The sequence below is a fragment of the Leptospira yasudae genome, from assembly GCF_003545925.1.
Classification (GTDB): Bacteria; Spirochaetota; Leptospiria; order Leptospirales; family Leptospiraceae; genus Leptospira; species Leptospira yasudae.
This window is the reverse complement of record NZ_QHCU01000003.1, coordinates 37,457-60,686: the sequence shown is the minus strand read 5'-3', so window position 1 is coordinate 60,686 and position 23,230 is coordinate 37,457. Positions and strand designations below refer to the sequence as shown.

The window sequence follows — 23,230 nt, the reverse complement described above, 5'->3', positions numbered from 1 at the left end:
TTTATAAGACTCGTAAAAACGGATTCTGACTCAAATAATTCCGAAAACGGATCAAAATAGAGTGCGATTTATTTTTTCGGGAAGATGGGGAACTCCGTTGATCGAAACGGGAAGATATTTCCCTCTGACCCAACGAAAGGTACTTAAGGAGGTGTTCCAGATCCAAGGCATCCAAGCGAAACAATCCTCGTCCTGTTTTAAGAGCCGATTCAGCACCAAAGAAATGGGGGTTCCCGAAGTGAAGATGAAATTCCGTTCCTGATCCCCGGGCGAAAACCATACATTAGAAGAATGGAATATTCTTTCCTCGAAACCGCGGTAGGTTTCGATTCCTTCGGGAGTTTCCGTTCCTTCTTTCCAAAACTTGAGAATCTCTTCGGTCAGCTTAAAAAACAGAGCCGCGGATCGTATCCCGCCTTTGAGTCGAACCTTTGCGAATTGAGAAAGAGTTTTTGCAAACTCGGGCCTCTTTGCCGCGAGCAGTTTCGAGTAAGATCCCCAGAGTTCGGGTGAGAATTCGTTCCAACCCGCATCTCGATTGATAAACGAAGAGGATCGAAATTCTTCCCGTTCGCCTACGACCGAAATCACCCCTTCCAAAAAGGATTCTCCCGTCTCGACTTGTCTACGCAAGGTCCCGGTTACGATCCGATCGGGAACTTCTCCGTTCTGAGCCATGAACTTTCCGAGCGCAAACGCCTGACTCTTTCCGTGCGGAGTTAAGAGATCGTAGTTTTCACCTTGAGAATTTGCCTGTCCGTGACGGACAAGATGAACAACGGACATGAGCGACTAACTTTCCGTCGTGAATCTAGGATTGGTGACTTCCACCTTTTCGCGTACGGTTTCTTTTACGTGATTCCAATACTCCGCGTTTTCCAAAGAGAGTTTTTCCTTTCGGATCTTGTCCCTGAGTTCCGCGTTCCAAGCGTGCGCGAGATTTTTCTTTTCGTTTAACGTGGAAGGCAGGGAAGAATTCTTCTTTAAAAGTTTTACGAGACGATCGAGTTCCTTGTCGAGAAGCTCCTCTCCGGATCGAATCTCCCGAGAAACGACTCCCAACATATTCCAACTTACTAATGTTTTATACGAAAGAAGATCCTTATCCTTGAATTGCGGGAGGACTTCCTTCATAAGAAAATCCTGAATCGCTTCGAGCAAGTCCGTTGATGTCGGTTTATCCTGCATTTTCTATGATCCTCATCGCTTCGTATTCCATTTCACAGGCTCTTCTTCCGATCGCCGCAAGTTCGATTCCCTTATCCTTTCCGGAAAGATGCCGTTCCGCCTGACCGATACAACCGATCGCCCAACGGAGATTTCCCATCACTTCCCAATACGTGACCATCGCCGGATTCAACGTGACTCCGGAAGCCTTTTCATACGCTTCGTAGAATTCGGTGCGGTCCGCAAAACCGCCCGCTTCCTTATTCAACTTTCCGAATCTCCAGTCTCTCATACAAAGCCATGTGAGATCTTCGTGCCGGTCTCCCCAGTGCGCGAATTCCCAATCCACGATTCCTTGAAGCCCGTCGGGCGTTACCATAAAGTTTCCGGTTCGAAAATCCCCGTGTATTAATACGACATCGTCCGAAGGTTTCGCCTTTTTTTCGAGCCAGTTGAGAATCATCTCCATCGCAGGATACGCTTCGCTCATCCGATCCAGCTCCAATCGAAGAGAACGGATCGATCCGTTCGCGACTACCTTGTCGTTGGGATCTTGTCCCATCCAAAGAGTTTTACGAAGGGTTTCGTTTTTACAATGTTCCGGTTTTACCGAATGAATCTTTGCGAGATTGCCGGCTAGATCCGCGGTGAGTTGTTTTCTGATTTTGTTAAGCGAAGGATCTTTGACGATATATCTTCCCGTGGCTTTTCCGGAAATCTTCTGCATAAAGTAGAAGGGACTTCCCGTTACGCCTCGATTCGTTTCGAGCCAAAAAGGTCTCGGAGTGTTGACGCCGGCGTTGTAGGCGAGTTCGCAAACTCCGAATTCGTCCTCCCGACTCAACGACGCGAGAAGCGCCGCGCCTTTGTCGGTTCGAAATACGGTATCGTAAGAACCTTTTTCCGGTCCGTCCAAAACCTGGAGCTGCGCGGAAAAATTCTCCTGACAAGCTCCGCCCGAAAGAGATACCATCGAATGGATCTCCGTTTTTCCCTTCAATCTGTCCGAAAGATATCCTTCCAGAACGTTCTTTAATTCGGTGTCGTTCATAATATTCGCGTATTCTAATATTAAAAATCGTTTTTGCCGCTGACCAGGTTTCTTCCGATCACCATTTTGTGAACCTCGCTCGGTCCGTCCGCGATCCGAGCCGCCCTTGCGTCCCGATAAAACAATTCGAGTTTCATGTCCCTTCCGTATCCATGAGAACCGCAGATCTGAATCGCGCGGTCGATCACCTTGCAGAGAGTTTCGGAGACTTGCCACTTTGCCATCGAAATGATCTGCCTTGCGTCTTCTCCCGATCGAAGAGTGTGTGCGGCTTTTAAAGTAAGCATATAACCGGATTCGATTTCCAAAGCGGATTCGGCGAACATCCACTGAATCCCCTGATGATCCGCGATTCTTTGACCGAATACTTCGCGTTTGAGCGCATATTCCCTCGCGATTTCCATCGATCTTCTCGCAAGACCGATCCACCGCATACAGTGTGTTAGGCGGGCTGGTCCAAGACGCTCCTGCGACCATTTGAAACCTTCGCCCACTCTTCCGAGGATCGAAGATTCGGGAACGCGAACGTTTTCGAACTTCAATTCGCAATGACCTCCCGGACCGTGCGAACCCATCACTCCGATTTCACGCACCATCGTATAACCGGGCGTATCGGTCGGCACGAGAAACATCGTGGTTCTTCGAAACGAATCCGCAACCTTGGACATCACGATCAAAAAGCCCGCTCCGTTCGCTCCGGTGCAATACCACTTGTGCCCGTTGATCACGTATTCGTTTCCGTCTTTGACCGCGTTGGTAGTCAAGGTTTGCGGATCGGCTCCGGCGCCCGGAGGCGGTTCGGTCATCGCAAAAGCGGAACGAATCTTTCCTTCCACAAGAGGATAATAGAATTTTTTCTTTTGTTCTTCGTTTGCCGCGATATGAAGAAGGTGCATGTTGCCCTCGTCGGGCGCGTCGCAGTTACAAAGATAGGGAGCGATCGGAGAACGTCCGAGTTCGGAGAAGATGATCGCGGTTCCCACCATATCGAGTCCGAGTCCTCCCTCCGATTTTGGAAGATGCGGAGTCCAAAGACCGAGTTCCTTTACTTTCTTTCTCAGCTCTTCCGTGATCTTTTCGGGCATCCTTCCTTGATCGTAGTCGTAGTGATCCTCCGCGGGAATCGCGTGATTTTCCACGAAATCGCGGATTTTCTTTTTGATCTCCTCGACTTCCTTCGGTATCGTAAAATCCATCCCTATCTCCTTAAATCGAATCGGTTACATAAATCTATATGTTGACACTCATCGACATATACAAATCCTTCAGGATTCCAGAAATTTTACAACTTCTTTTAACGTGTCAACTATCAGACTCTTGTCCACCGAGTAATAGATTTCCTTTCCTTCCTTCCGGGAAGAAACGAGATTCAACAATTTCATCTTGTTGAGATGATGCGAGATCGTGGTTCTCGAAATGTCGAATTCCTTCGCGATGTCGCCCGCTTTCACCTCTCGATGACAGGAAAGAATTTTCGCGATCTTCAACTTTACAGGATCGGAGATCGCGGACATGAGCTGCAGCGTAGCTTCCGTTTCGAACGGGAATTTCTTTTTCTTCTTCATTCGTTATAACGTTTTTTGTTTCGATCGATCTTGCTTACAACCGAACGTATATTCCTTTTTTCGAATCTACTCACTCGGACGCTCCGGATTCCAGCCGAATTTTTCCGATCCGATCGTTATAAAGACTTCCCAAATATAGGAAACCGTTTTTATATTTTACGGAGGTGATCGCCTTCAGATGTTTTCCGGTCGGTTCCTGAAAACTGCGAAGAGGAGTTCCGTTCTCGTCCAAAAGAAGAACGAATCCGTAAGGCTGCGCTTTCGGCCAGAGAAACTTGGGAAGTTTCGCAATCGCCGACTTCAAAGCGGGACGCGGATGAAAGACGTTATCCATGAGGGAATTTCTCACCGTAAACAATGCGAGATAAAACGTTCCGTTTCCGTCCGCCGAAATATTATCCGGAAATCCCGGAAGATTCTCTATAAAAAAATCGTTTTGACCTGCCTTCGGGCCTTTCAGCCAATATCTGCGGATTCTATATCGATACGTTTCGTTGACCAATACGAAGTCCTCGTTTTTAGAAAGGGCGACTCCATTAGCAAAGTATAATTCTTTTAACAACACGGTCGTCTTCTTCGTATGAGGATCGTATTTCAAAAGTCTTCCGCGAGGTCTCGCTTCCATCAAATCGTAGAGATATTCCTTGCTACCGAACTTGTCCGAAGCGTCCGAAAAATAAATCGTCCCGTCTTGAGCGACGTCCAAGTCGTCCGTGAATCGAAACGGAACCCCGTCCGCTTCCGTGCTGAGGACTTTCACTTCTCCCTTGGTTCCGATTTCCAAAAGTCCTTTGTCGGCATCGGCTATAATCAGCCTACCATCGGCCAAAAGTTTGCTGCCGAGGGGACGCCCCGAAGTCGCGGCGTGCGCCTTAACGTTGCCTTCGGGAGAAATGTGAATCACCTTTCCATTCTCGCAAGACGCATAAATATTCCCGTGGTCGTCGACTTCCATGTCTTCGGGACCTTGCAGTTTTCCTAAACCGATCAGCTCGGCCTCGGACAACAATTGATTGGGAGCATAGGCTCCTTCCATCGGAGGAGGTTCCGGCGGGAAATACGCCAACGGATCAACGGGAGAAGGTTTTAAGATATAATAGACAATTCCACCCAAAAGAAAAATGGAAACAACGGCAAGAATCCGATTCCGGTTCATGCAACCTCCGTGTGAATTTCTAAGGACCCCAAAAAAATATTCGGGACCGGGTGCGAGTCAACAGGAATTTCCCCGCTTGTTCCGAAGGAGTTCCCACAAAAGAGAAGATTCTTCTCGGAAACTGTGGGAACTACCACATTGCTTTCTATAAATCGCCTCAACATCAGCCCCACCCTAACGCACCCGCAGATTTTAGTTGATTCCGGTTCCCAAACCTTCGAAGCTGGTGCAGACTTCTCCGAAAAATCTGAATTCCGAAAAATCGAAAAACTAATGCGAGATTATAAATAAGGTCCGTCAGAACTATGAAAATAACAGAATCTATGGTCCACAGACTCGGTGTTACATTCAAAGAATCCGATATCATCTTTGAAGAAAACCAAGAAGCGGAAGTGATGTATTTGATCGTAAAGGGGAAGGTTGGGATTCACAAAAAAGTAAAGGAGGCTTATAAACTCCTCGTAGAATTAAAAGAGGGCGATATGTTCGGCGAAATGGCACTGATCGACAAAACGCCTCGAAGCGCAAGAGCCGTCGCAAAAACGGATGTTTCGCTTATCGCGATCAACGAGGGCGCGTTTTTCAATCTGATCCAAACCAATCCGGGATTTTCGATGAAGATCGTTAAGATTCTTTCCTCTCGTTTGAGGGAAACGAATAAGACGATCGCTTCCCTTTTGAAAGCAGACAAAAAGAATTTAGTGACTTCCGCATTGATCAGCTTCTCCCAAACGAACGGAGAAAAAGACGGAACAACAGTTCGAATTCATCTCAGTCATTTTATCAAATGGGCTATCCTAAGAGTCGGGTTGGAGCATCAGGACTTGGTGAGTTCGATCAGTCTATTAGTAAAAGATAAAATGGTAGAACAGAGAAAGGAAGATCCATCCACGTTGATCATCCGGGACGCTCTATTCAAATATACGGTGGATGCTTGAGCCTTAAGCCAACCTTGTCGGAACATTCCAAAAACCGAAAGAGACTTTTTTATTTAGACAATCTTCGATCGTTCGCTCTCTTGCTCGGTCTCGTATTTCACGTCGCGATCGTGTACGCCGCGGAAATCAAATACCCGCTTCGAAACGAAGAACGATCGGAATTCTTCGACGTATTCGGAGAATGGGTTCACGTATTTCGAATGCCCCTCTTCTTCTTTTTATCGGGATATTTTACCGAAGCGATCTTTCGGGCCAAACCTCTCAAAGATTTTTTACGGATGAGAATCTTCCGGATTTTCATCCCCACGGTCGTGGGGGTTCTTTTATTCGCGCCGATGCAATCCTACATTTCGCTTTTACAGGCGGGCGATAAAATTTCTTACTTCGATTTCTATATTCAAATTTTCTTAAATGGGAACATTCGCCCTTCCCATCTTTGGTTTTTATACTTCTTGATCCTGTTTACGATCCTGCATCTTTTCGTCCGCAAGGCGACTCTGCCTTTAACGGCTCTTCTCAAAAAGGAACCGGCTCAAAAAGGATTCGCGCAGGAATGGAAAACGATCACGGTATTCACGTTCATCAGTTTTACGGGGACGTGCATGATCAACTTCTACTTTATGAAGGACGAATCCTGGTTCGCGATCGAACCGGTGAACTTCGTTTACAACTATACGTTTTTTCTCTGCGGAAGTTTACTCATCTCCAAGGAAAAGCTTCTGCTCGAACCGCAATCCGATCGTTTCTGGATCTGGGCTCCGCTGGCGCTTCTTACCTTCTGGGGATTTTACGAAATCAGCAGGATCGATCCGTTCTGGTCTTACTTCGGTTATACGGGGGATTGGAGAAGAATTCTCCACATTCTTTCCAAATGCGCCGCGGGTTGGCTGATGATCCGGCTGCTCATCGGACTGTTTCAAAAGTTCTTCGACTTTAAAAACGAACAAACGGAATACATGAGAACCGCGAGTTTGCCGATTTATCTCGTTCATCATCCGGTTTCTTTGTTGGCCGGATATTTCGTGGTTCATACGAGCCTGGGGCTTGCGGAGAAATTCCTCCTCCATCTGTTTCTCGTATTTTCAATCACATTCGCAATTTATCATTTTCTAATACGTCCTTTCCGCTGGGTGAATCTCGTCCTCGGGAATCAGACGCAGGCAAAAAAGAATCCATAGGGAGTTTCCATTGAACGTTCATCTCAAAAACATTCTCTTCAAACCCAAAGCGGCCTTTCTCATTCCGATCTTTCTGTTTCTCGTCTGCTGCGAGAGCGGAAATTCTTCTTTGATCTCCTCTCCTGCCAATCGTGAAAAAAGCGGAAGTGCGACCGTCAAATTCGGAATTCATCCTTACAAAGGAACGGTCATAAAAACGGGAGAAGAAGTTCTTCCGTTCAAGGTATTGGAAACGGACAAGAACATCGCGCTCGTGGAATTGCAGGTTCCTGTTTATTCGGACGGTAAGGGACTCGAGTTGAAACTCTCTTCTCCGGGTTTTCAAAATTCTTCCTTTAGCGTTAAGAACGCGGAAGAGCTGAACGAAAAACTGATCGCCCTCGACAAAGAAGGCGTAACGCATCGTTTTACCGCGCGATTCAAAACCGGAATGCAGCCGAAGAGCGTGCGTTTTATCGATAACACAAGACTGGCGATTCCTCTTCTCGAAGACGAAGGAATGGACGTTCTGAATATCTTAACGGGAGAAACCGTTCGACTCGCGCCTCCCGAAAAATACAAAAAGAAACTCGGCTTTGTAGAAACGATCGCGATCCCCGAACACAACGAACTCTGGGTCAGTCAGATGCAGGCGAACGCGGTGCACGTCTTCGATTTAAAAACTCTCGCGTATAAAGCGACGGTGGATCTTACGGGTAAATGGTCCAAAATTCTTCTCTACGATCCGATCCGCGATCTCGTCTATTGTTCGAACTGGATCAGCGAAGACATCTCCGTCATCGATCGCAAGACGAAAACGGAAACGCGCAAGACCGATAAGATCGGATTGCCTCGGGGACTTCTTCTTTCCAAAGACGGAAAGGAATTGTATATCGCTCAATTCTCGGCGAGCAATCAGGAATCCAGCGGCGGAAGACTCGGCATCTATTCGATGGAAAAGGAAAAGCTGATCGATACGATCGGACCTCCGGGCAACAAACGTCATATCGTTCCCGGACCTACCGAAGATAAGATCTACGTTTCGGATATGTGCTGCAGCAAAATCGAAGTCTATGATCTGAAAGAGAAGAAAGTGCAGAAGTCGATTCCAGTATTCGATAAACCGAATACGATTGCGTTGTCTCCCGATGGAAAATATCTCTACGTCTCCTGCAGAGGACCGAACAACCCGACCGAAGGTTATCTCAAAAAAGGATTGGTTCTCGGAAGAGTGTATGTCATCGACACCGCGACCGATACGGTAAAAGAATTTTGGGAAGCGGGAAATCAACCCACGGGGCTCGACGTTTCGCCGGACAACCGATACTTGGTGATCTCGGATTTTCTGGATCATCAAATTCGAGTCTATCGCAGAGACGGATTTTAGAAAAAACCGGAGAACGTTTTTTACTAAAAAACTGTTGCATTTGGGAACTCAGTTAAAAACATGTCTCTTACCGGGCCTGTAGCTCAGCTGGTTAGAGCACACGCTTGATAAGCGTGGGGTCATGTGTTCAAATCACATCAGGCCCATCCGGTACTTGAAAAGGGGCTTTAGCTCAGCTGGGAGAGCATCTGATTTGCATTCAGAAGGTCGTCGGTTCGATCCCGACAAGCTCCATACCGAATCATCCCGCTTCGATTCGGTAAACACTTCCCTTTCAATTCAATTTCAACAAGAGTTGCTCCGAGAAGAAATTTTTCTTGAATCAGTTTCGGGCGCTCCTGCGCGAATTCAACTCTACAATCAAAAACGAATCGTTCCAGCGCACAGGACTGGCTTGCGCCGCGCTACGGCTAACGCCTTCGGTCTTCTCATTTCAAAAATGAAATGAGAAGACTGCTGCGCACGCTCCGCATCCATAGCGCGGGGATCGTAAGATAAGGTTTTGCTCAAAATTCAAAAATATTAGGATTTTCTAAACTATTTTAAATCCGCGCCGCGACCCCATCCGGAAAAGGATTTGTAACTTTCCAAGACAAAAGACGAATTGAAATCAACGCGGTTGTATCGTAGAATGGAAGATACGATCCGAAAAATAATGCGACTTCCGAAACCGAGCAAACGACTATGAACGTAAAAATCCCGCTTCTCTCGCGTTATTTCTCCTGGCTTCACAACGACGCGCCGGAATCCCCCGTGGAAATCTATCCCGAAGTTTCCGATTCGTTTGAAAGCTCGATCCCGGGCGTCTCCATAATCGGAGATTTAACCGGAGTTCCTCTTCTTAAGTTCGCCGTTGAAAGCGGGGCCCAAGTCGTTCGGAAAATTTCGGCAAAACGGGGAACGTCTCGTATCACTCCCGAACAAAATTCTGCGACGGCAAAAACATCCGCCGAAAACTCCTCCGTTTACGACGTGCTGATCGTAGGCGCCGGTCCCGCGGGGATTTCCGCAGGAATCGAATGCAAAAAGTTAAATTATAACTTCTTAATATTAGAATCCAATGATCCGTTTCACACCGTAAAAAGTTATCCGAAAGCGAAGCCTATTTTTGCGGAACCGGAGGATTTAAAAACGACCTCCGAGGTTTCCATTCAAAACGGAACGAAAGAAAGTCTTTTATCCGATCTCCAAAAAGCTCTGGAAAAATGGAAACTTCCGATACGCAGCGGAACGACCGTATCTCAAATTCAAAAAATCGAATCCGGTTTTACGGTTCACACGGAAAACGGAGAATCCTTTCCAACGAAAGAAGTGATTCTCGCGATCGGAAAAAGCGGAGACGCAAAGAACCTCCAAATCCCCGGAGAAGACTTACCAAAAGTGTATCATCGATTGTTCGATCCGAAGGACTTTGAAAATGAGGACGTTCTTGTCGTCGGTGGAGGAGATTCGGCCGTCGAAGCAGCGATCGCGATCAGCAAATACGCGAACTCAACGAAACTTTCTTATCGCGGCAAAGAGCTGGTTCGACCGAAAAGCGATAACAAGGATCGGTTTGCGGATCTTGTTGCCTCCGGCAAAATCGATTTCTTAAACGAAAGCATCGTCCAAGAAATTTCCGATCGCGAAGTTCGTTTAACAAACGCGGGGCGCTTTGATTCGAAAACAGGTTTTACCGATTCAAAAAAGAACCCGGTCCAGGACGCCCGTTCCCAAGTCATTCCCAACACGAGCGTCTTAGTACAGATCGGTTCTCGAACCCCGATCGAATTTTTAAAACGAATCGGAATCCGGATTCAAAATCGAAAAAACGTTTGGGATTGGATCGGATTTGCCGCTATGTTTCTCTTTGCAAACGTGGTTTACTTCGGGAAGGCTTCGTTTTACGGAATCGAAACCTACGGAACGATCGCGACTACTTCTCTTTTTGCATTGATCGGTTTGGGAGTCCCGCTCACAATCCGTCTTTTTCAAAAACGAACGGAACTGCTTGCCAACGGCTGGGGTATATTCAGAAATTCTTATCTATTGATCGCGGCGTTGTATTTTTGTCTCGTCTATGTGGGCGGAAGGTATTTCGGATTTTTATTCCTCGGAAAACAACCGGGTTTTCACTACACTCTATTGTATTCGCTCACCATTCTTACCTTCGGTTTGAGAAGGATGAAGTTAAGACCTACACGATATATCCGAAAACAGACCTGGACCTTAATCCTCATTCAAATCTTTCCATTGTTTCTTTTACCGGAAATCATCCTTCCCTTTCTCGGACAAAACGGCCTCTTAGGAGACGGAAACGGATTTATACTGACACAAGTGTTTCCGTACGGCGCTTATTGGAACGCATACGGATTGATTCTCGCGTGGCCTCTCAACATGGGAATCTTTTACAACACGGGGATTACTACGTTCTGGCTCGTCTACGGACTCCTGCAAACCTTCGTAGTCATTCCCTATCTCGTGTACCGTTTCGGAAAAGGGGCTTACTGCGGTTGGATCTGTTCCTGCGGAGGTCTGGCCGAAACCTTAGGAGACGAAACAAGAACCAAAATGCCTCACGGCAAATTCGCCAATCGGTTGGAAAACTCGGGGCAATGGATTTTATTCTTTGCGACGATCATCACCTTACTCAAGTTAAGCGAAATTTTTCTATCGCCTTGGTTTCCGATCACTCACGTATTCGGAAGCATCGGAGACGGAGGAAAAAAAATCTACGACTTGATCGTCGATTTGATGTTAGCCGGAGTCGTCGGAGTCGGTTCGTATTTCCTTTTGAGCGGAAGGGTTTGGTGCCGATTCTTTTGTCCGCTCGCGGCTTTGATGCATATCTACGCGAGATTCAGCCGTTTTCGGATCTTTTCCGAAAAGAAACGGTGTATCTCCTGCAACATCTGCACCAAAGTCTGTCACCAAGGGATCGACGTGATGAGCTACGCAAACAAAGGAACTCCGATGGACAACGTTCAATGCGTGCGTTGTTCGGCTTGCGTCGTCAACTGCCCGACCGACGTTCTTTCGTTCGGAGAAATAAAATAATAAGGAAGAATTCTTCGTTACTGCGTTAAGAACTCGATCGCTCGTTCTCGTTGGGTCGCATTGCTGGAACCGGAATGTCCTTGATTCGGAGTTATGTACAAAGGGACCTCTGCGGTTGCAGGACATTCTTGTTTTAAGAATTTGTTTAAAGCGACCACCCAGTTTTTTGCGAGTTCCACACGGTTCTTACCGAACGAACCGTCTTTGGGAATCGCCGGATCCACCGTATCCAATTCGCCCACAGTAACGCTCAGCGGAGTCGTACAGAAATTCTTAAATTCAAGAGAGACGTTTTCGGGGAAGTCCTTCTTCTTTTTCAAGCCGCTCGGAAAGAAACGTTCCGTATCGGGAAACGTATACCATCCCGGCGCGGAGATGAAGGCTCGTTTCACCTGAGAACCGTACATTAGAATATAACGATGTGTGAATTGAGCGCCGCCAGAATGTCCATAAAAATACAAATTGTCCGTGTTTACCTCGCGTTCCGAACGCACCTTCTTCAGGATATCCTGTAAAAATAAATCCCCTCTTTGTTCGCCGTTAATGACGGTCGCATAATCTTTCCAGATTTCTTTTTTAAAAACGGGAACGATCAGAGGAATGTTGAGTTTGTCCGCGATCGGCTTTCCGAAACGGATATAACTGTCCCAATCATACGCCTTGCTGTGTATGATAACCAGAACGCCCTTATTCTTATCGTAATCTTTCGGATAGTATTCCAAGTATTCAAGACTCGGAATAGCTTGAATCGAAACCGTAAGAATCCAAAGAAACAAAAAGATCCCGTATCTAGAAATCTTCCGTTTCCACCAATCTTTATTGCTGAATCGTTCCGGCATAACTCTGAACCCTCTGAAAAAAAGCGGGATCTTCCAAAACGGAAGCGAACTCATCGAATTCTTTTTTGAGATTTTCGTATAAGTTTCCCATAAAGTAGTTATTCGCAATTCCCTTTAAGACGGATAACATGTTGAAATCCCACTGAGAAAGTTTGGACGCGACTTGAATCGCATGTCCAAGAACGTTTTCACCTTCGTAAATCTCGTCCACGATTCCGAGCGACAAAGCTTGAGAGGATCGAATCGGATCTCCTTTGAGGGTCAGGGTAAGCGCCTTAGCCGGACCGACCTTGCGCGCAAGAGTCGTAATCAAAGGAGGACCGCCGAAACGAATCTCCGGTCGAAACAGAATCGCTTTTTTTTCGGAAACGATATAATCCCCGCAAAGCGCCAGATCAAAACCGCCGGCGGACGCGAATCCCTTCAGAACGGTCACGACCGGTTTCGGGAAACTATAAAGAGCATAATGATATTCTAATATTCTATGACGAAAAGATTCCATCTTCGAGCTTACGACTTCTTCCAAATCGTAGCCGCTCGAAAAATGTTTTCCGGAGGAGGTTAAAACGATCGCCTTCACGTCCGTATTAGACGCGTTTGCCTGAAACACGTCCTCCAACTCGTCTCGAATCTTTACGTTCAGCGCGTTGGATTTTTCGGGACGATTGAGCGTAACGATAAGAATCTTATCTTTCAGATCGGTCAACAGGCACTCGTATTTCATTCTAAGATTTCGGCTCCGCAACAAAAACAGGGGCTGATCTTAAACGGTAGAGTGCTCTCTGCAAGAAGAATTTAGAAGGAAACGATCTTTTGGAAAACGAAACAAAAAGAAAATCGTTAAACGAATCGACTTCGTTTAACGACCAAACATTGGAGTTCTTTGTTTTTAGTCGTTCCAGTTCGGAAACTGGGCGAGATTCGACTGCGCGATCGAGTCGTGAGCGGGAATGATTTGAATTTCCGGTTTTTTACGAACGAGTTCGTGAACCCGAAGCAATTCTTGCCCGAGTTGTTCCGGATTTCTGTCGGCAATTCTTCTGGATAAGCGAGGTTTGTGCGCGGGAATTTGAAATCCCTCCTTAGACCAACTGATGTCTCCCGTAAAGAAATATCTTTTTTCCCGTGAAAGATTGATAAAAAGACCGATCGATCCTCCCCCGTGTCCTTCCATAGGAACAAAGATCACGCTGCCGTCCCCGAATAAATCCAAACTCTGAGAATAGGATTCGTACGGAGTTTCGCTAAAACGAATGTCTTCCCATTGGATCGAATTCCCGTCGAACTGTCTTTGAATATAACCGTGTCTCGTGTTCGAAGTCTGGGCCTCCTTACGCTCTTCTTTGGTCGTGACGATCTTAGCCCAAGGAAAATCCTTGATGCCGCTCGCGTGATCCCAGTGCATGTGCGAAAGAAAAACCTTTCCGATCTTGGAAAGATCGTATCCCGCTTTTTGCAAAATCGTAACCGCTGCGATATGATCGGTGTAAGCCATCAGAATTTTAAGATGCAAAGGTTTTAAAGCGAACTGCTCCTTGATATCCGTTCCAAGGCCCGTGTCGAAAAGAAATCTACCTTTCGGATGTTCCACAAGAAGCGCGGAATGGGCCACGATTCGTTTCTGAAAAAGATTTCCCCCTTCGAATAGAAAAGCCTCCGAAGTTCCCGCATTCGCGGTTCTCAAAAGCGTAAACCGAACTCCCGGATTTTGAAAGCCCGTATTTCGAAATTCTTTTCCTTGGACGTTCAATTCTTTATTATTTTGAATTTCTAATTTAGGATATCCTAATGCATAAACGGACCCCAACAAAAGAACGGCTGCGATTCCCGACACGATCCATACATACTTCATCTGTTTTTTTCTCCTTGTTGCACTAAAAGTTTTGCTGTTTTTGCGGCGGATCGCAACGGTTCCGGATCTTGATGCGTCCTGGAAAGAAGAATCGCTCCTTCCAAAAGGCAAAGAATCGAAGTCGATAATATCGAAGCGGATTTTTTTTCCCATCCCATCCGAACGAAGTAGGATTCAAGTCCTTGATTCCATTCGGAAAAAATATTTCTGCAGGCCTCGTTTACCGGATTTCCTTCGACTACGGTTTCGGATGCCGTGGTCGCAACCGGACAACCCTGCGTGTAATTCGTTTCGACGAGTTTATTCTCGAGAGATTTAAAAATGGCAAGCACCGCGTTGGACGGCGACTTGGAAGAAAGAAGCAAGGAAAGGAGCATGCTCCCCATTTCCCTTCCGGAAACCGTAATCGCTTCCGCGGCCAAATCCTCTTTGCCGCCCGGAAAATGAAAATAGATCGAACCTTTCGGAGCGCCGGAAGATTCCACGATATCGTTTAAACCGGTTCCGTTGTATCCTTTTGTTTCCAAGGACAAAGCCATGGCTTTGATCATTCGTTCCTTCGATGCCGTCCCTTTTTCACCCATAAGTCAAATGGGATCTTTATAAATAGACCGGTCAACATATTTTTACAACGTTCTAAAAATAAATCAGAAACCCTTTGAGTTTTCAAAATTCCGTTTCTAAACTTTGAAACGGAATTTTATTTCGTTTTAAAAACGAGATTCGGGGACATTCCCAAAAAGGAAGCGTATCGATTTGCGGCTTCGGAGATTCCATTCTTCAAGTCTTTGTTCGGTTTTATAAAGGGAGTGATTTCGATGCAAACCTCGTTCTTCTTTTGGATCGTACGTTTCCAAGTGCCCAAAACCTTTCCCCGTACTACGATCGTGGAACTGAATACTCCGTTTGCCGGAATCATACGTTTTTGATAAGCGACATCGATGGAGGCGCTCCGATCCGTATATCCCAATAGAAATTCGTCAAAGCCGGGAAGCAGATATACGGTTTCGTCCGGATTTTTCCGCGACTTCAAATTCTTAGGCATCCAATAAACGGGATCTCCGATCGTTACGCTTTTCAACTCGGACTCAATCGACTCTACGGATTTCCGCGCGTCGGTCACGCTCATACCGGACCACCAAACGTAATCGTACAAAGTCGCAGGACCTCTGCTTCGAAAATAACGTCTTGCCAATTCCGCCGATGCAAGTTCCGGAGTTTTAAAGGACAATCCCGGATCGGGAATCCACTCGTCTAACAAAACATAGGTGAATTCCTTTCCTCTTCGTTCTCCGAAACATAGGATTTGATCCAAGCCGGCCCGTTGCAAAATGAAAGACAATCGATTCTTTGTTGCATCGATTCCGTTCTTGGAAAAGAGAGAAGTCAGTTCGTCTCTGGTGAGAGAACGATTTCCCTTCAATTCACGAATCATGAGTTGATTGCATTTTTTGAATACGGAAGAATCCAGTTCGAGTTCTTCATATCGTTTTTTATTATTGGCGATCAGACGCGGACCCAATAGCCCGCACATCCAGCGGATATCCTTCGCATCGACGAAGTGAAGCGTTCCCCGGAGAGGCCAGGAACGGACGATCTTCTTTTCGGAAATGGCCGTTTCGATCGCGTCGTCCGTCGAATTTGTTAAGCGAAGTCCGATCGACCATTTCGTTCCGAAATAATCCTGACCTTGCACCGCTCCGAGACGCGAAACGACGTCCGCCGTTTTTCCTTTCGGAACGGGAGAAATCCCGTGAGAAACGAGTCGAAGTTCGGCGATGTCCGAAAGTTCCAAAAAATTCTCCTTCGATCAGTTGAGAAGACTCGCAAACGCGTCCTGATCGGAAAATTCAAGAACCGCCTTCGAATCCGTTCCCGTCGAGTCGAAATAAAAATTTCCCTTCAACTGCTGCGTCAAAGCAGAAATCAAAGTGAATCCAGTCGTCTTGGGAGAGGACCAAACCGAATGTTTTTCGATTCCCGGTCCCGCATCGGATACGATCAGAGTATAACGATTATTGGAAAATTTTAATTCGACACGGATGGGTTCTTCTTCTTTTCCTTCGGAAGAATGCAAAACCGCGTTGTTCAACAGTTCGCTCACGATCATCGCAAAGGGCACCGAAATTTCGATGCTCAAGGGCGCGCTGCCTTCGCAGGAAATCAGTTCGAACTTTCGGGACGGATGCGATAACGAAGTCAGACGGACGATTTCTTCCAGTATTCCGTTTAAATCCACTTCGTAGTCCGTCTCGGTTTTGTAGATCGCATCGTGAATTCTCGACAACATAAGAATTCTTTCGTTGAAATTTTCGATCTGTCTTTCGTCCGTCTTGCCTTGTCCCGTTCGATGCAGATTCGCAAACCCGCTTAAAATCTGAAGATTGTTCTTCACTCGATGATGGATCTCGCGAATAAAAACTTCCTTTTCCTTCGTATGACTGTTTAAAACGCGTACAGTGATGATCGCGATCGTGCAGAATAAAATCAGCTTTAAAATCGTATCGAAGATGAACGCGGAAGAAAGTTCTCCCTGCGTCCACAATTGATACAAACGAAAGGACATCAAGCCTCCCGTATAAATCGAAACCGCGATCGTTTGACGGATCTCGGAAAAATGCAGAAACAAGATGATGATGGTCGCCATCGAAAAGTAGATGTTCCCGTTCTGCATTCCGAAAAAAAGTCCGATCGTAAGAGCGATCAAGCTGAGATACAGAATTGATTTTACCGCTTCGTTCAGACGACCTAACTGAAGCAAGACGATCGAAATCAGGGCGGAGGTTCCGAATATTACGAAACCGATTCGAATTCCCTGACGGATATAAGCAAGACAGGCTGCGAGTGAAACGAAAAAGATAACGAGGTTCGTCACATACAAGTGACGCGCTTTGTTTCGGGTAAGATAATCCCTTCTTCCGTAGATTCGGTCGATTCTTTCGAATAACATTTTCAATTTTTATTTCGCTTCGAAGAGAACCCCGAAGAAAGAACGAGAAACATCTTCGAGGTTCGCATTTTAAATTACAAATATTTTTCTAATCATGCGACGTCCTTTCTCGAATTTAAAGCGACTTGGAAATAAATTGCCTTCGCAAGCGAACGCCCGCTATAAAATCGGGAACGAAATCGGATCAAACTCCCAGATTGCTCAACTGATCCAAAAAATTCACCGCAAAACTTCCCGTTCCTTTGGATTCCTTCGCGGCACGCGCACCTGCGACCGCAAAAATCAGAGAGGCGGCCACAGAAGCGGCTAACGGATCTTTTTGAACTCCTAAAAAGGAAGCAATCAGCGCGCCTAAAGAACAACCGACCCCTGTTACTTTTGTCATGATCGGATCTCCGCCGGGCACTGCAAAAACGGTCCTCCCATCCGTAACGTAATCCACTTCTCCGCTTACGGCCACGACGGCTCCCGTCTTTACGGAAAGTTGTTTAGCGGATTCTAATGCATCGTACGAACGAGCCGTGGATTCCACTCCCTTCCCTCCTCCGCTCGCTCCACCTAACGCGAGTATTTCGGAGGCGTTTCCTCGGATCACCGCGGGTTTGAAATCGAGCAGCTCCTTGGCGATTTCCGTTCTGAATGCCAAAGCGCCCGCCGCGACCGGATCCAATACCCAAGGAGTGCCCGCTTCACGCGCGGATTCAACCGCAACTCGCATCGCCTTTGCGTCGTTAGGCGTAACGGTGCCTACGTTGATCAGAAGCCCTCCCGCGATCTTCGCAAAATCGCCGGCTTCTTCTTCGGCGATCACCATAGCGGGAGAAGCTCCGATGGCGAGCAGAACGTTCGCTGTCCAATTGGTGACGACGATGTTCGTTATCACGTGGGTCAACGGAGAATGTTTTCTAAGCTCGGTTAAATCCTTTGCGACCTCGGGGTCGGGCCAGATTCTTTCTATGATTTCGTTTTTGTTCATGATCGTTGGATATATAGTTTCGGGTTCGAGCGAGGAGTTGTAAAGAACGTTTCCGTTGAAACCGAAAGGAGATCGGCAAGGTCAAACGCGACGACGCGAATACGAAACAACGATTCGATCAAAGATCCAAGGGAGAAGACGATGAAACGACTTCAGATTCTGATATTGGCAATTTCTTTCCTGCCTCTATTCACCGCGTACGCGCAGCCATCGGGAGGTCCTCCTAAGGATTCCTGCCGGACCGAAAGAGAAACGTATTGCAAGGATATGCGGCACGGACCGGAGGAACATCGTTGTTTGAAGGACAACGAATCTAAACTTTCAGCGGAGTGCAAAGCTCATCTTGCGGAACGCGAAGCGAGACATCACGCGATGAAACAGGCTTGTGCAAACGACGAGGAAAAATTCTGCAAAAACGCGGGTCGGGAACACGGGGGACCGATGCGTTGTCTCCGGTCGCACGAATCCGAACTCAGCGCGAAGTGTAGAGAGGCCCTTCCGCCTCCTCCGCCGGATAAGAGATAAAATTCGGGCATTCCCCGCCTGCAAAACGAATCGTTTACGAACGAATCACGAACAACGCAGGCGGGTCGGGCTACTCCGGGTTCGTCGCGACGCGACTCATCTCGAACGGAACCTTCCGGAATTCACAATGAAACCGAAATCGTTCGAGACGCTTCGCGCCCTTCGTATCCCTAATGCGGAGTGGACCGCAAAAATCATTGACGGATAAACGATTCCCGACCATCAATCATTCATCTTTTTAACGAAAACAAATCGGAACGATATGCGACTCAAAACGATTCTTTTTATTTTTTACGCGCTTCAAATTCTATTCACCCTTACGATGAAATTTCTATCGTATCAGGGGGATTCTTCTCCGCAACTGCATGAGCAAATTCTAAAATACTTCACGCAAGAGGACGTTCAAAAAGGAATCGAGTATGCAAGGAGCGGATTTTTTGCAAGCGTGCTTTCCGATCTGATCGATTTCGTGGTGGCTGGACTTTTCGTATTCACTCCTCTCTCCGTACGGCTGGAAGAAGCAATCGAAAAGAAAACGGGCAACCGGTTTTATCTAACCGTTTTACTTTTCTTTTTCGTATTCAGCGCGATTCAATTTCTGATCTCGATTCCGTTTCAATATTATTTCGGATTCGTATTGGAACACCAATTCGGATTTTCCAAAATGACGTTTTTGGATTGGGTCGTTTACACTTCCAAAGCGCTCGGGATCGGACTTGTGGGAGGAAGCGTAGCCGTCTTGGGGATCGCCTTTCTTTTAAAGACGTTTCAAAAAGCGTGGAAGATCTACGTTCCGATCGCTTCCCTTATATTAGGACTTTTGATTTCGATTCTGTTTCCGATCGTGATCACTCCTTTGTTTTACGAATACAAACCGATCGAAGAAGGGAGTCTGAAACGTAAGATCATCTCGCTCTGCCAAAACGCAAAGATCGAAGTAGAGAACGTCTACGTCATCAACGAGAGTAAATACTCGGGACATACGAACGCGTATTTTACCGGATGGGGACAAAACAGAAAGATCTTTCTATACGATACTCTGATTCAAAACCACACAGAAGAGGAAATCGTAAGCGTATTGGGACACGAGATCGGACATTGGACGCACGATCATCAGATCAAGGACATACTCGCCGATACGGTGATCACGTTTCTTCTATGTCTTCTTCTCGGTTATCTGTTTCAAAAATTCAAAACGGAAGGATCGGTTTCGTTACGCGAGCTGTATTCTCCTTCCACGCTTCCTTTCTTGTTTTTGATTCTTTCGCTTTTCGGATCGTTGACCAAACCGGCGTGGAGCACCTTAAGCCGTTACCAGGAAACGGAAGCGGATTTGGAAGCGCTCGTCTTGACTCAGGATAAAAAATCCTTTATCGGAACGGAAGTCAAAATGGCAAAGGACAACCAAAGCAGACTCAATCCGCATCCGAGCGAAGTTTTTTATTATCATTCCCATCCCACCACTTTGCAGCGCATCCAATTCGCGGAAGCGTGGGCGACATCGAATGGAAAATAAAACGAACCGAAACCGCTTTGGAAAGAATTTGTTACCAAGAATTTAAAAAGAAAACGATTTTATAGTTTTCAGTTTCATTCTTTTTGAAATCGTCTATCATCGATTTGGAAAGGGTTTAGAAAAAGAGAATACGATTTTTCCGCTTTTAAACCCGTATTTCCGAACGGTGACAAGATGATTACGATTTCGTCCGAAGATTTAGAAGCAGAAACCAAACGTTTAGGCGTTCGAATAATCGAACAAAACGAAAGACAATCTTCCGGATTATTTTCCAAACAGTTTTGGATCAAACGTCTGTTAGCTCTTTCCGTTCGTTATCCGAAACTGAAAATCGAACTCTTCCGCTTCGTGGACGTTTTGCCTTCCCTGCGTTCCTCGAAAGATATTACGGATCATTTAAGTCTTTATCTTCTCGAAGGAAAAACGGAAATTCCGAAATGGCTCGGTTTCTTTTTACGAACGGGCATTTCCATTCTACCGATTTCTTTTGTACTGGGAAACTCGGTCCGTTTTTTCGTGTTATACGCTTCCAAAAACTTCATCGCGGGCAAAAATTTCACCGAGGCAAAACACCGACTTCTTTCCATCCGAAAAAAGAACCGGGTCTTTACGCTCGATATTTTAGGAGAAGCCGCCTTGTCCGAAAAGGAAGCGCTTCGCTATCAAAAACAATATCTCGAAGTATTGTCCGATCTGGATTCGTTTTCGGGTTTCGAACAAACGAGTTACGGTTCCTGTCCTTACGTAAACGTTTCCGTTAAGTGTTCGAGTTTATATTCCCAAATCTCCTCCCTTGCAAAAGAGAATTCGGTTTCCGTTCTCAAGGAAAGGCTGAGACCGATCCTCAGGCTCGCAAAAGAAAAAAATGCGTTCATCAATCTGGACGCGGAACAATTCGACTATAAGGAAATCTTAATGTCTCTTGCGGAGGAGATTTTTCTGGAAGAGGAATTCAAGGATTATCCCCACTTCGGAGTCGTCATCCAAGCCTATTTGAAAAATTCCAAAGAGGATCTGCAAAGAATCATCTCCTATTCCGAAAAACGCGGGGTTCCGATCACGGTCCGTCTCGTAAAAGGGGCGTATTGGGAGTACGAAGTCATCAAAGCGAAAGAGAAAGGCTGGGAAATTCCTGTTTTTGAAAGCAAAGCGGAAACGGATCTCAATTACGAAGAATGCTCGCGGATTCTTCTGGAATCGTTTCCGAACATTCTTTCCGCATTCGGTTCCCATAATATTCGAAGTCTTGCATTCGTTCTTTCCTTTGCGGAAAAACAGGGACTAAACCCGAGGGATTTCGAAATCCAAATGCTCTACGGGATGGGTGACTCCTACAAATCCGTTTTGACGCAGCTCGGATATCGGGTTCGCGAATACACTCCGTTAGGCGAAATTCTCCCCGGAATGGCGTATCTCGTCCGAAGACTTCTGGAAAACACGTCCAACCAGGGATTTTTACAAAACTTTTTAACGGGAAGAATCAAACAGACGCATCTTTTGCAAAACCCGAAGGAAACGATTCATGACAAACTTTAAGAACGAACCCGTACGAGATTTTTCAAAAGAATCGAACAAAGAATGGATCTCGGATTCGATTTCCAAAACACGGGCCTTGTTTCCGATCTTTGTCCCCGCGATCGTATCCGGCAAAGAAATCAAAAATCTCAAAACACAATCGCACCAAAACCCCGCCCGTCAAAAGGAAACAGTTTCCCAATATTTGTTAAGCGACATTGAAGTTCTTCAAAAAGCGATAACCGCTTCCAAGGCGGGATTTCGATCCTGGAGGGGACGTTCTTCTCAAGAGAGAATCTCAATCCTTCTGAAAGCGGCCGATCTCATCGCGGAAAACAAAAACGAACTCTGCGCCTTGATGCTTTTAGAAACCGGAAAGAACATCCCCGAAGCCGAAGCGGATCTCGTGGAAGCGGTGGACTTCTGCAGATATTACGCGACCGAATACGAGCGAATCGTCCGGGGACAAAGAGTCGATCTTCCCGGAGAAGAAAACTTCTATTCGTATAAACCGAAGGGAATCGTGGGAGTGATCGCGCCTTGGAATTTTCCGGCCGCGATTCTTACCGGAATGTGCGCGGCTCCTCTCGTTTGCGGGAACGCGGTTCTCTTGAAACCCGCGGAACAATCCTCCGCGATCGCGTTGTATTTATACCGCCTTTTTTTAGAAGCGGGAGTTCCTCCCGAAGTCTTCCATTTTTTACCCGGACGAGGAGAAGAAATCGGAGCCGAGATCGTAAAACATCCCGAAGTCGCGGTGATCAACTTTACGGGTTCGAGAGAAGTCGGTCTTTCCATTCTCCGGGAATGCGGAAACGTAAAGCCCGGATCGAGAATCGTCAAACGCGCATTATGCGAAATGGGCGGAAAAAATCCTATGATCGTGGACGGGGATGCGGATCTGGATTTGGCCGTGGAGGGTGCGATTCATTCCGCGTTCGGATTTCAGGGACAGAAATGCAGCGCGCTTTCCCGATTGATCGTGTTGGATTCCTGTTACGATACGTTCCGCGCCCGGTTCATCGAAGCCGTTTCCTCGTTGAACGTGGATTCTCCCGAAATTCTCGCGTCAAAAATAGGTCCGGTGATCGATCTCGAATCCAAAAACCGATTGGAAACGATCCTGCAAGAACATAAGAATTCTATTGTATTCCAAAAAGAGATTCCGGATCGATTGAAGGAAACGGGTCATTACGTTTCACCCACGATCTTCGAGTCGAACGATTGGAAAGGCGATCTCGCAAATAAGGAATTTTTCGGACCGATCGTAACTCTTTTTCGCATTCGCAATTTTACCGAGGCGATCGAAAGAGCCAACGATTCGGACTACGCATTGACCGCGGGTTTGTATTCAAGAAATCCGGATCATATCCGGGAGGCCAAAGAAACGATCGAAGCCGGAAATCTGTATATCAACCGTGCGATCACCGGTGCGATCGTGGAACGTCAACCATTCGGAGGATACAAACTTTCCGGAGTCGGAGCCAAAGCCGGAGGTCCAGATTATCTCAAAAGTTTTTTAGAACCGGTCACGATTACGGAAAACACGATGCGGCGCGGTTTTTCTGCGGAACTGATTCAATAATGCGAACTCGTTTCG

At 46.5% G+C, this 23,230-nt stretch carries 21 protein-coding genes and 2 tRNA genes; 10 read left to right on the top strand and 13 right to left on the bottom strand.

Annotation, left to right across the window (positions count from 1 at the left end):
- Nucleotides 1–51: 51 nt before the first annotated feature.
- From DLM76_RS09000 to DLM76_RS08975, 6 genes are all read right to left on the bottom strand, one after another.
- Nucleotides 52–786 (bottom strand): histidine phosphatase family protein, encoded by a 735-nt coding sequence (locus DLM76_RS09000; RefSeq protein WP_118965006.1) that lies wholly within the window; start codon nucleotides 784–786, stop codon nucleotides 52–54.
- A 6-nt stretch (nucleotides 787–792) separates the two neighbouring features.
- Nucleotides 793–1,188 carry a DUF6285 domain-containing protein gene (locus DLM76_RS08995; protein WP_118957626.1) on the bottom strand — a complete coding sequence of 132 codons (396 nt, stop codon included), beginning with the start codon at nucleotides 1,186–1,188 and terminating at the stop codon, nucleotides 793–795.
- Nucleotides 1,178–2,218 (bottom strand): phosphotransferase family protein, encoded by a 1,041-nt coding sequence (locus tag DLM76_RS08990; RefSeq protein ID WP_118965005.1) that lies wholly within the window; start codon nucleotides 2,216–2,218, stop codon nucleotides 1,178–1,180. Before DLM76_RS08990 ends, DLM76_RS08995 begins: the two co-directional genes overlap by 11 nt.
- A gap of 20 nt (nucleotides 2,219–2,238) precedes the next feature.
- On the bottom strand, nucleotides 2,239–3,414 hold the full coding sequence (locus DLM76_RS08985) for an acyl-CoA dehydrogenase family protein (protein ID WP_118965004.1): 1,176 nt from the start codon (nucleotides 3,412–3,414) through the stop codon (nucleotides 2,239–2,241).
- A gap of 69 nt (nucleotides 3,415–3,483) precedes the next feature.
- Nucleotides 3,484–3,783 (bottom strand): ArsR/SmtB family transcription factor, encoded by a 300-nt coding sequence (locus DLM76_RS08980; RefSeq protein ID WP_010575786.1) that lies wholly within the window; start codon nucleotides 3,781–3,783, stop codon nucleotides 3,484–3,486.
- A gap of 70 nt (nucleotides 3,784–3,853) precedes the next feature.
- A complete protein-coding gene (locus tag DLM76_RS08975) occupies nucleotides 3,854–4,939 on the bottom strand; it encodes an SMP-30/gluconolactonase/LRE family protein (RefSeq protein WP_118965003.1) in 1,086 nt (361 codons plus the stop codon).
- A gap of 305 nt (nucleotides 4,940–5,244) precedes the next feature.
- Here DLM76_RS08975 and DLM76_RS08970 point away from each other — a divergent pair, with 305 nt between their 5' ends.
- The 6 genes from DLM76_RS08970 to DLM76_RS08945 all read left to right on the top strand — a co-directional run bounded on the left by DLM76_RS08970 (nucleotide 5,245) and on the right by DLM76_RS08945 (nucleotide 11,457).
- Entirely contained in the window at nucleotides 5,245–5,877 is a 633-nt protein-coding gene (locus DLM76_RS08970; RefSeq protein ID WP_118957630.1) for a Crp/Fnr family transcriptional regulator, read from the top strand.
- Entirely contained in the window at nucleotides 5,874–7,055 is a 1,182-nt protein-coding gene (locus DLM76_RS08965) for an acyltransferase family protein (RefSeq protein WP_118957631.1), read from the top strand. Before DLM76_RS08970 ends, DLM76_RS08965 begins: the two co-directional genes overlap by 4 nt.
- A gap of 10 nt (nucleotides 7,056–7,065) precedes the next feature.
- Nucleotides 7,066–8,421: a YncE family protein gene (locus DLM76_RS08960; protein WP_118965002.1), complete on the top strand. Its 1,356-nt coding sequence runs from the start codon at nucleotides 7,066–7,068 to the stop codon at nucleotides 8,419–8,421.
- A 72-nt stretch (nucleotides 8,422–8,493) separates the two neighbouring features.
- A tRNA-Ile gene (locus DLM76_RS08955) sits at nucleotides 8,494–8,567 on the top strand.
- 15 nt (nucleotides 8,568–8,582) lie between these two features.
- Nucleotides 8,583–8,655, top strand: a tRNA-Ala gene (locus tag DLM76_RS08950).
- 450 nt (nucleotides 8,656–9,105) lie between these two features.
- On the top strand, nucleotides 9,106–11,457 hold the full coding sequence (locus DLM76_RS08945) for an NAD(P)-binding domain-containing protein (protein ID WP_118965001.1): 2,352 nt from the start codon (nucleotides 9,106–9,108) through the stop codon (nucleotides 11,455–11,457).
- A 17-nt stretch (nucleotides 11,458–11,474) separates the two neighbouring features.
- Here the strand turns inward: DLM76_RS08945 and DLM76_RS08940 are convergent, their stop codons facing one another.
- The 7 genes from DLM76_RS08940 to thiM form a co-directional block, all read right to left on the bottom strand.
- Entirely contained in the window at nucleotides 11,475–12,296 is an 822-nt protein-coding gene (locus tag DLM76_RS08940; protein ID WP_118965000.1) for an alpha/beta hydrolase, read from the bottom strand.
- Nucleotides 12,274–13,020 (bottom strand): enoyl-CoA hydratase/isomerase family protein, encoded by a 747-nt coding sequence (locus DLM76_RS08935; protein WP_118964999.1) that lies wholly within the window; start codon nucleotides 13,018–13,020, stop codon nucleotides 12,274–12,276. Before DLM76_RS08935 ends, DLM76_RS08940 begins: the two co-directional genes overlap by 23 nt.
- A gap of 165 nt (nucleotides 13,021–13,185) precedes the next feature.
- The gene (locus DLM76_RS08930; RefSeq protein ID WP_118964998.1) at nucleotides 13,186–14,148 is read right to left on the bottom strand and encodes an MBL fold metallo-hydrolase; all 963 of its coding nucleotides are present in this window, start codon (nucleotides 14,146–14,148) and stop codon (nucleotides 13,186–13,188) included.
- Entirely contained in the window at nucleotides 14,145–14,699 is a 555-nt protein-coding gene (locus tag DLM76_RS08925; RefSeq protein ID WP_241548211.1) for a helix-turn-helix domain-containing protein, read from the bottom strand. The genes DLM76_RS08930 and DLM76_RS08925 overlap by 4 nt, the downstream gene beginning before the upstream one ends.
- 149 nt (nucleotides 14,700–14,848) lie before the next feature.
- Entirely contained in the window at nucleotides 14,849–15,943 is a 1,095-nt protein-coding gene (locus tag DLM76_RS08920) for a winged helix DNA-binding domain-containing protein (RefSeq protein ID WP_118964997.1), read from the bottom strand.
- A 15-nt stretch (nucleotides 15,944–15,958) separates the two neighbouring features.
- Nucleotides 15,959–17,098 carry a sensor histidine kinase gene (locus DLM76_RS08915; protein WP_118964996.1) on the bottom strand — a complete coding sequence of 380 codons (1,140 nt, stop codon included), beginning with the start codon at nucleotides 17,096–17,098 and terminating at the stop codon, nucleotides 15,959–15,961.
- A 184-nt stretch (nucleotides 17,099–17,282) separates the two neighbouring features.
- On the bottom strand, nucleotides 17,283–18,074 hold the full coding sequence (gene thiM / locus DLM76_RS08910; RefSeq protein WP_118964995.1) for a hydroxyethylthiazole kinase: 792 nt from the start codon (nucleotides 18,072–18,074) through the stop codon (nucleotides 17,283–17,285).
- A 141-nt stretch (nucleotides 18,075–18,215) separates the two neighbouring features.
- Here thiM and DLM76_RS08905 point away from each other — a divergent pair, with 141 nt between their 5' ends.
- The 4 genes from DLM76_RS08905 (at nucleotide 18,216) to DLM76_RS08890 (ending at nucleotide 23,215) form a co-directional block, all read left to right on the top strand.
- Nucleotides 18,216–18,599: a hypothetical protein gene (locus tag DLM76_RS08905; RefSeq protein ID WP_118964994.1), complete on the top strand. Its 384-nt coding sequence runs from the start codon at nucleotides 18,216–18,218 to the stop codon at nucleotides 18,597–18,599.
- 262 nt (nucleotides 18,600–18,861) lie between these two features.
- Complete coding sequence (locus tag DLM76_RS08900) at nucleotides 18,862–20,115, top strand: M48 family metallopeptidase (RefSeq protein ID WP_118964993.1); 1,254 nt, start codon at nucleotides 18,862–18,864, stop codon at nucleotides 20,113–20,115.
- A gap of 174 nt (nucleotides 20,116–20,289) precedes the next feature.
- Entirely contained in the window at nucleotides 20,290–21,651 is a 1,362-nt protein-coding gene (locus tag DLM76_RS08895; RefSeq protein WP_118964992.1) for a proline dehydrogenase family protein, read from the top strand.
- Nucleotides 21,638–23,215: an aldehyde dehydrogenase family protein gene (locus tag DLM76_RS08890; protein ID WP_118964991.1), complete on the top strand. Its 1,578-nt coding sequence runs from the start codon at nucleotides 21,638–21,640 to the stop codon at nucleotides 23,213–23,215. The genes DLM76_RS08895 and DLM76_RS08890 overlap by 14 nt, the downstream gene beginning before the upstream one ends.
- Nucleotides 23,216–23,230 lie beyond the last annotated feature (15 nt).

Bases quoted from the DNA above. Each gene is read 5' to 3' on its own strand.
- DLM76_RS09000 (WP_118965006.1), bottom strand. From the start codon at position 786: ATGTCCGTTGTTCATCTTGTCCGTCACGGACAGGCAAATTCTCAAGGT.
- DLM76_RS08995 (WP_118957626.1), bottom strand. From the start codon at position 1,188: ATGCAGGATAAACCGACATCAACGGACTTGCTCGAAGCGATTCAGGAT.
- DLM76_RS08990 (WP_118965005.1), bottom strand. From the start codon at position 2,218: ATGAACGACACCGAATTAAAGAACGTTCTGGAAGGATATCTTTCGGAC.
- DLM76_RS08985 (WP_118965004.1), bottom strand. From the start codon at position 3,414: ATGGATTTTACGATACCGAAGGAAGTCGAGGAGATCAAAAAGAAAATC.
- DLM76_RS08980 (WP_010575786.1), bottom strand. From the start codon at position 3,783: ATGAAGAAGAAAAAGAAATTCCCGTTCGAAACGGAAGCTACGCTGCAG.
- DLM76_RS08975 (WP_118965003.1), bottom strand. From the start codon at position 4,939: ATGAACCGGAATCGGATTCTTGCCGTTGTTTCCATTTTTCTTTTGGGT.
- DLM76_RS08970 (WP_118957630.1), top strand. From the start codon at position 5,245: ATGAAAATAACAGAATCTATGGTCCACAGACTCGGTGTTACATTCAAA.
- DLM76_RS08945 (WP_118965001.1), top strand. From the start codon at position 9,106: ATGAACGTAAAAATCCCGCTTCTCTCGCGTTATTTCTCCTGGCTTCAC.
- DLM76_RS08940 (WP_118965000.1), bottom strand. From the start codon at position 12,296: ATGCCGGAACGATTCAGCAATAAAGATTGGTGGAAACGGAAGATTTCT.
- DLM76_RS08935 (WP_118964999.1), bottom strand. From the start codon at position 13,020: ATGAAATACGAGTGCCTGTTGACCGATCTGAAAGATAAGATTCTTATC.
- DLM76_RS08930 (WP_118964998.1), bottom strand. From the start codon at position 14,148: ATGAAGTATGTATGGATCGTGTCGGGAATCGCAGCCGTTCTTTTGTTG.
- DLM76_RS08925 (WP_241548211.1), bottom strand. From the start codon at position 14,699: ATGATCAAAGCCATGGCTTTGTCCTTGGAAACAAAAGGATACAACGGA.
- DLM76_RS08915 (WP_118964996.1), bottom strand. From the start codon at position 17,098: ATGTTATTCGAAAGAATCGACCGAATCTACGGAAGAAGGGATTATCTT.
- thiM (WP_118964995.1), bottom strand. From the start codon at position 18,074: ATGAACAAAAACGAAATCATAGAAAGAATCTGGCCCGACCCCGAGGTC.
- DLM76_RS08905 (WP_118964994.1), top strand. From the start codon at position 18,216: ATGAAACGACTTCAGATTCTGATATTGGCAATTTCTTTCCTGCCTCTA.
- DLM76_RS08900 (WP_118964993.1), top strand. From the start codon at position 18,862: ATGCGACTCAAAACGATTCTTTTTATTTTTTACGCGCTTCAAATTCTA.
- DLM76_RS08895 (WP_118964992.1), top strand. From the start codon at position 20,290: ATGATTACGATTTCGTCCGAAGATTTAGAAGCAGAAACCAAACGTTTA.
- DLM76_RS08890 (WP_118964991.1), top strand. From the start codon at position 21,638: ATGACAAACTTTAAGAACGAACCCGTACGAGATTTTTCAAAAGAATCG.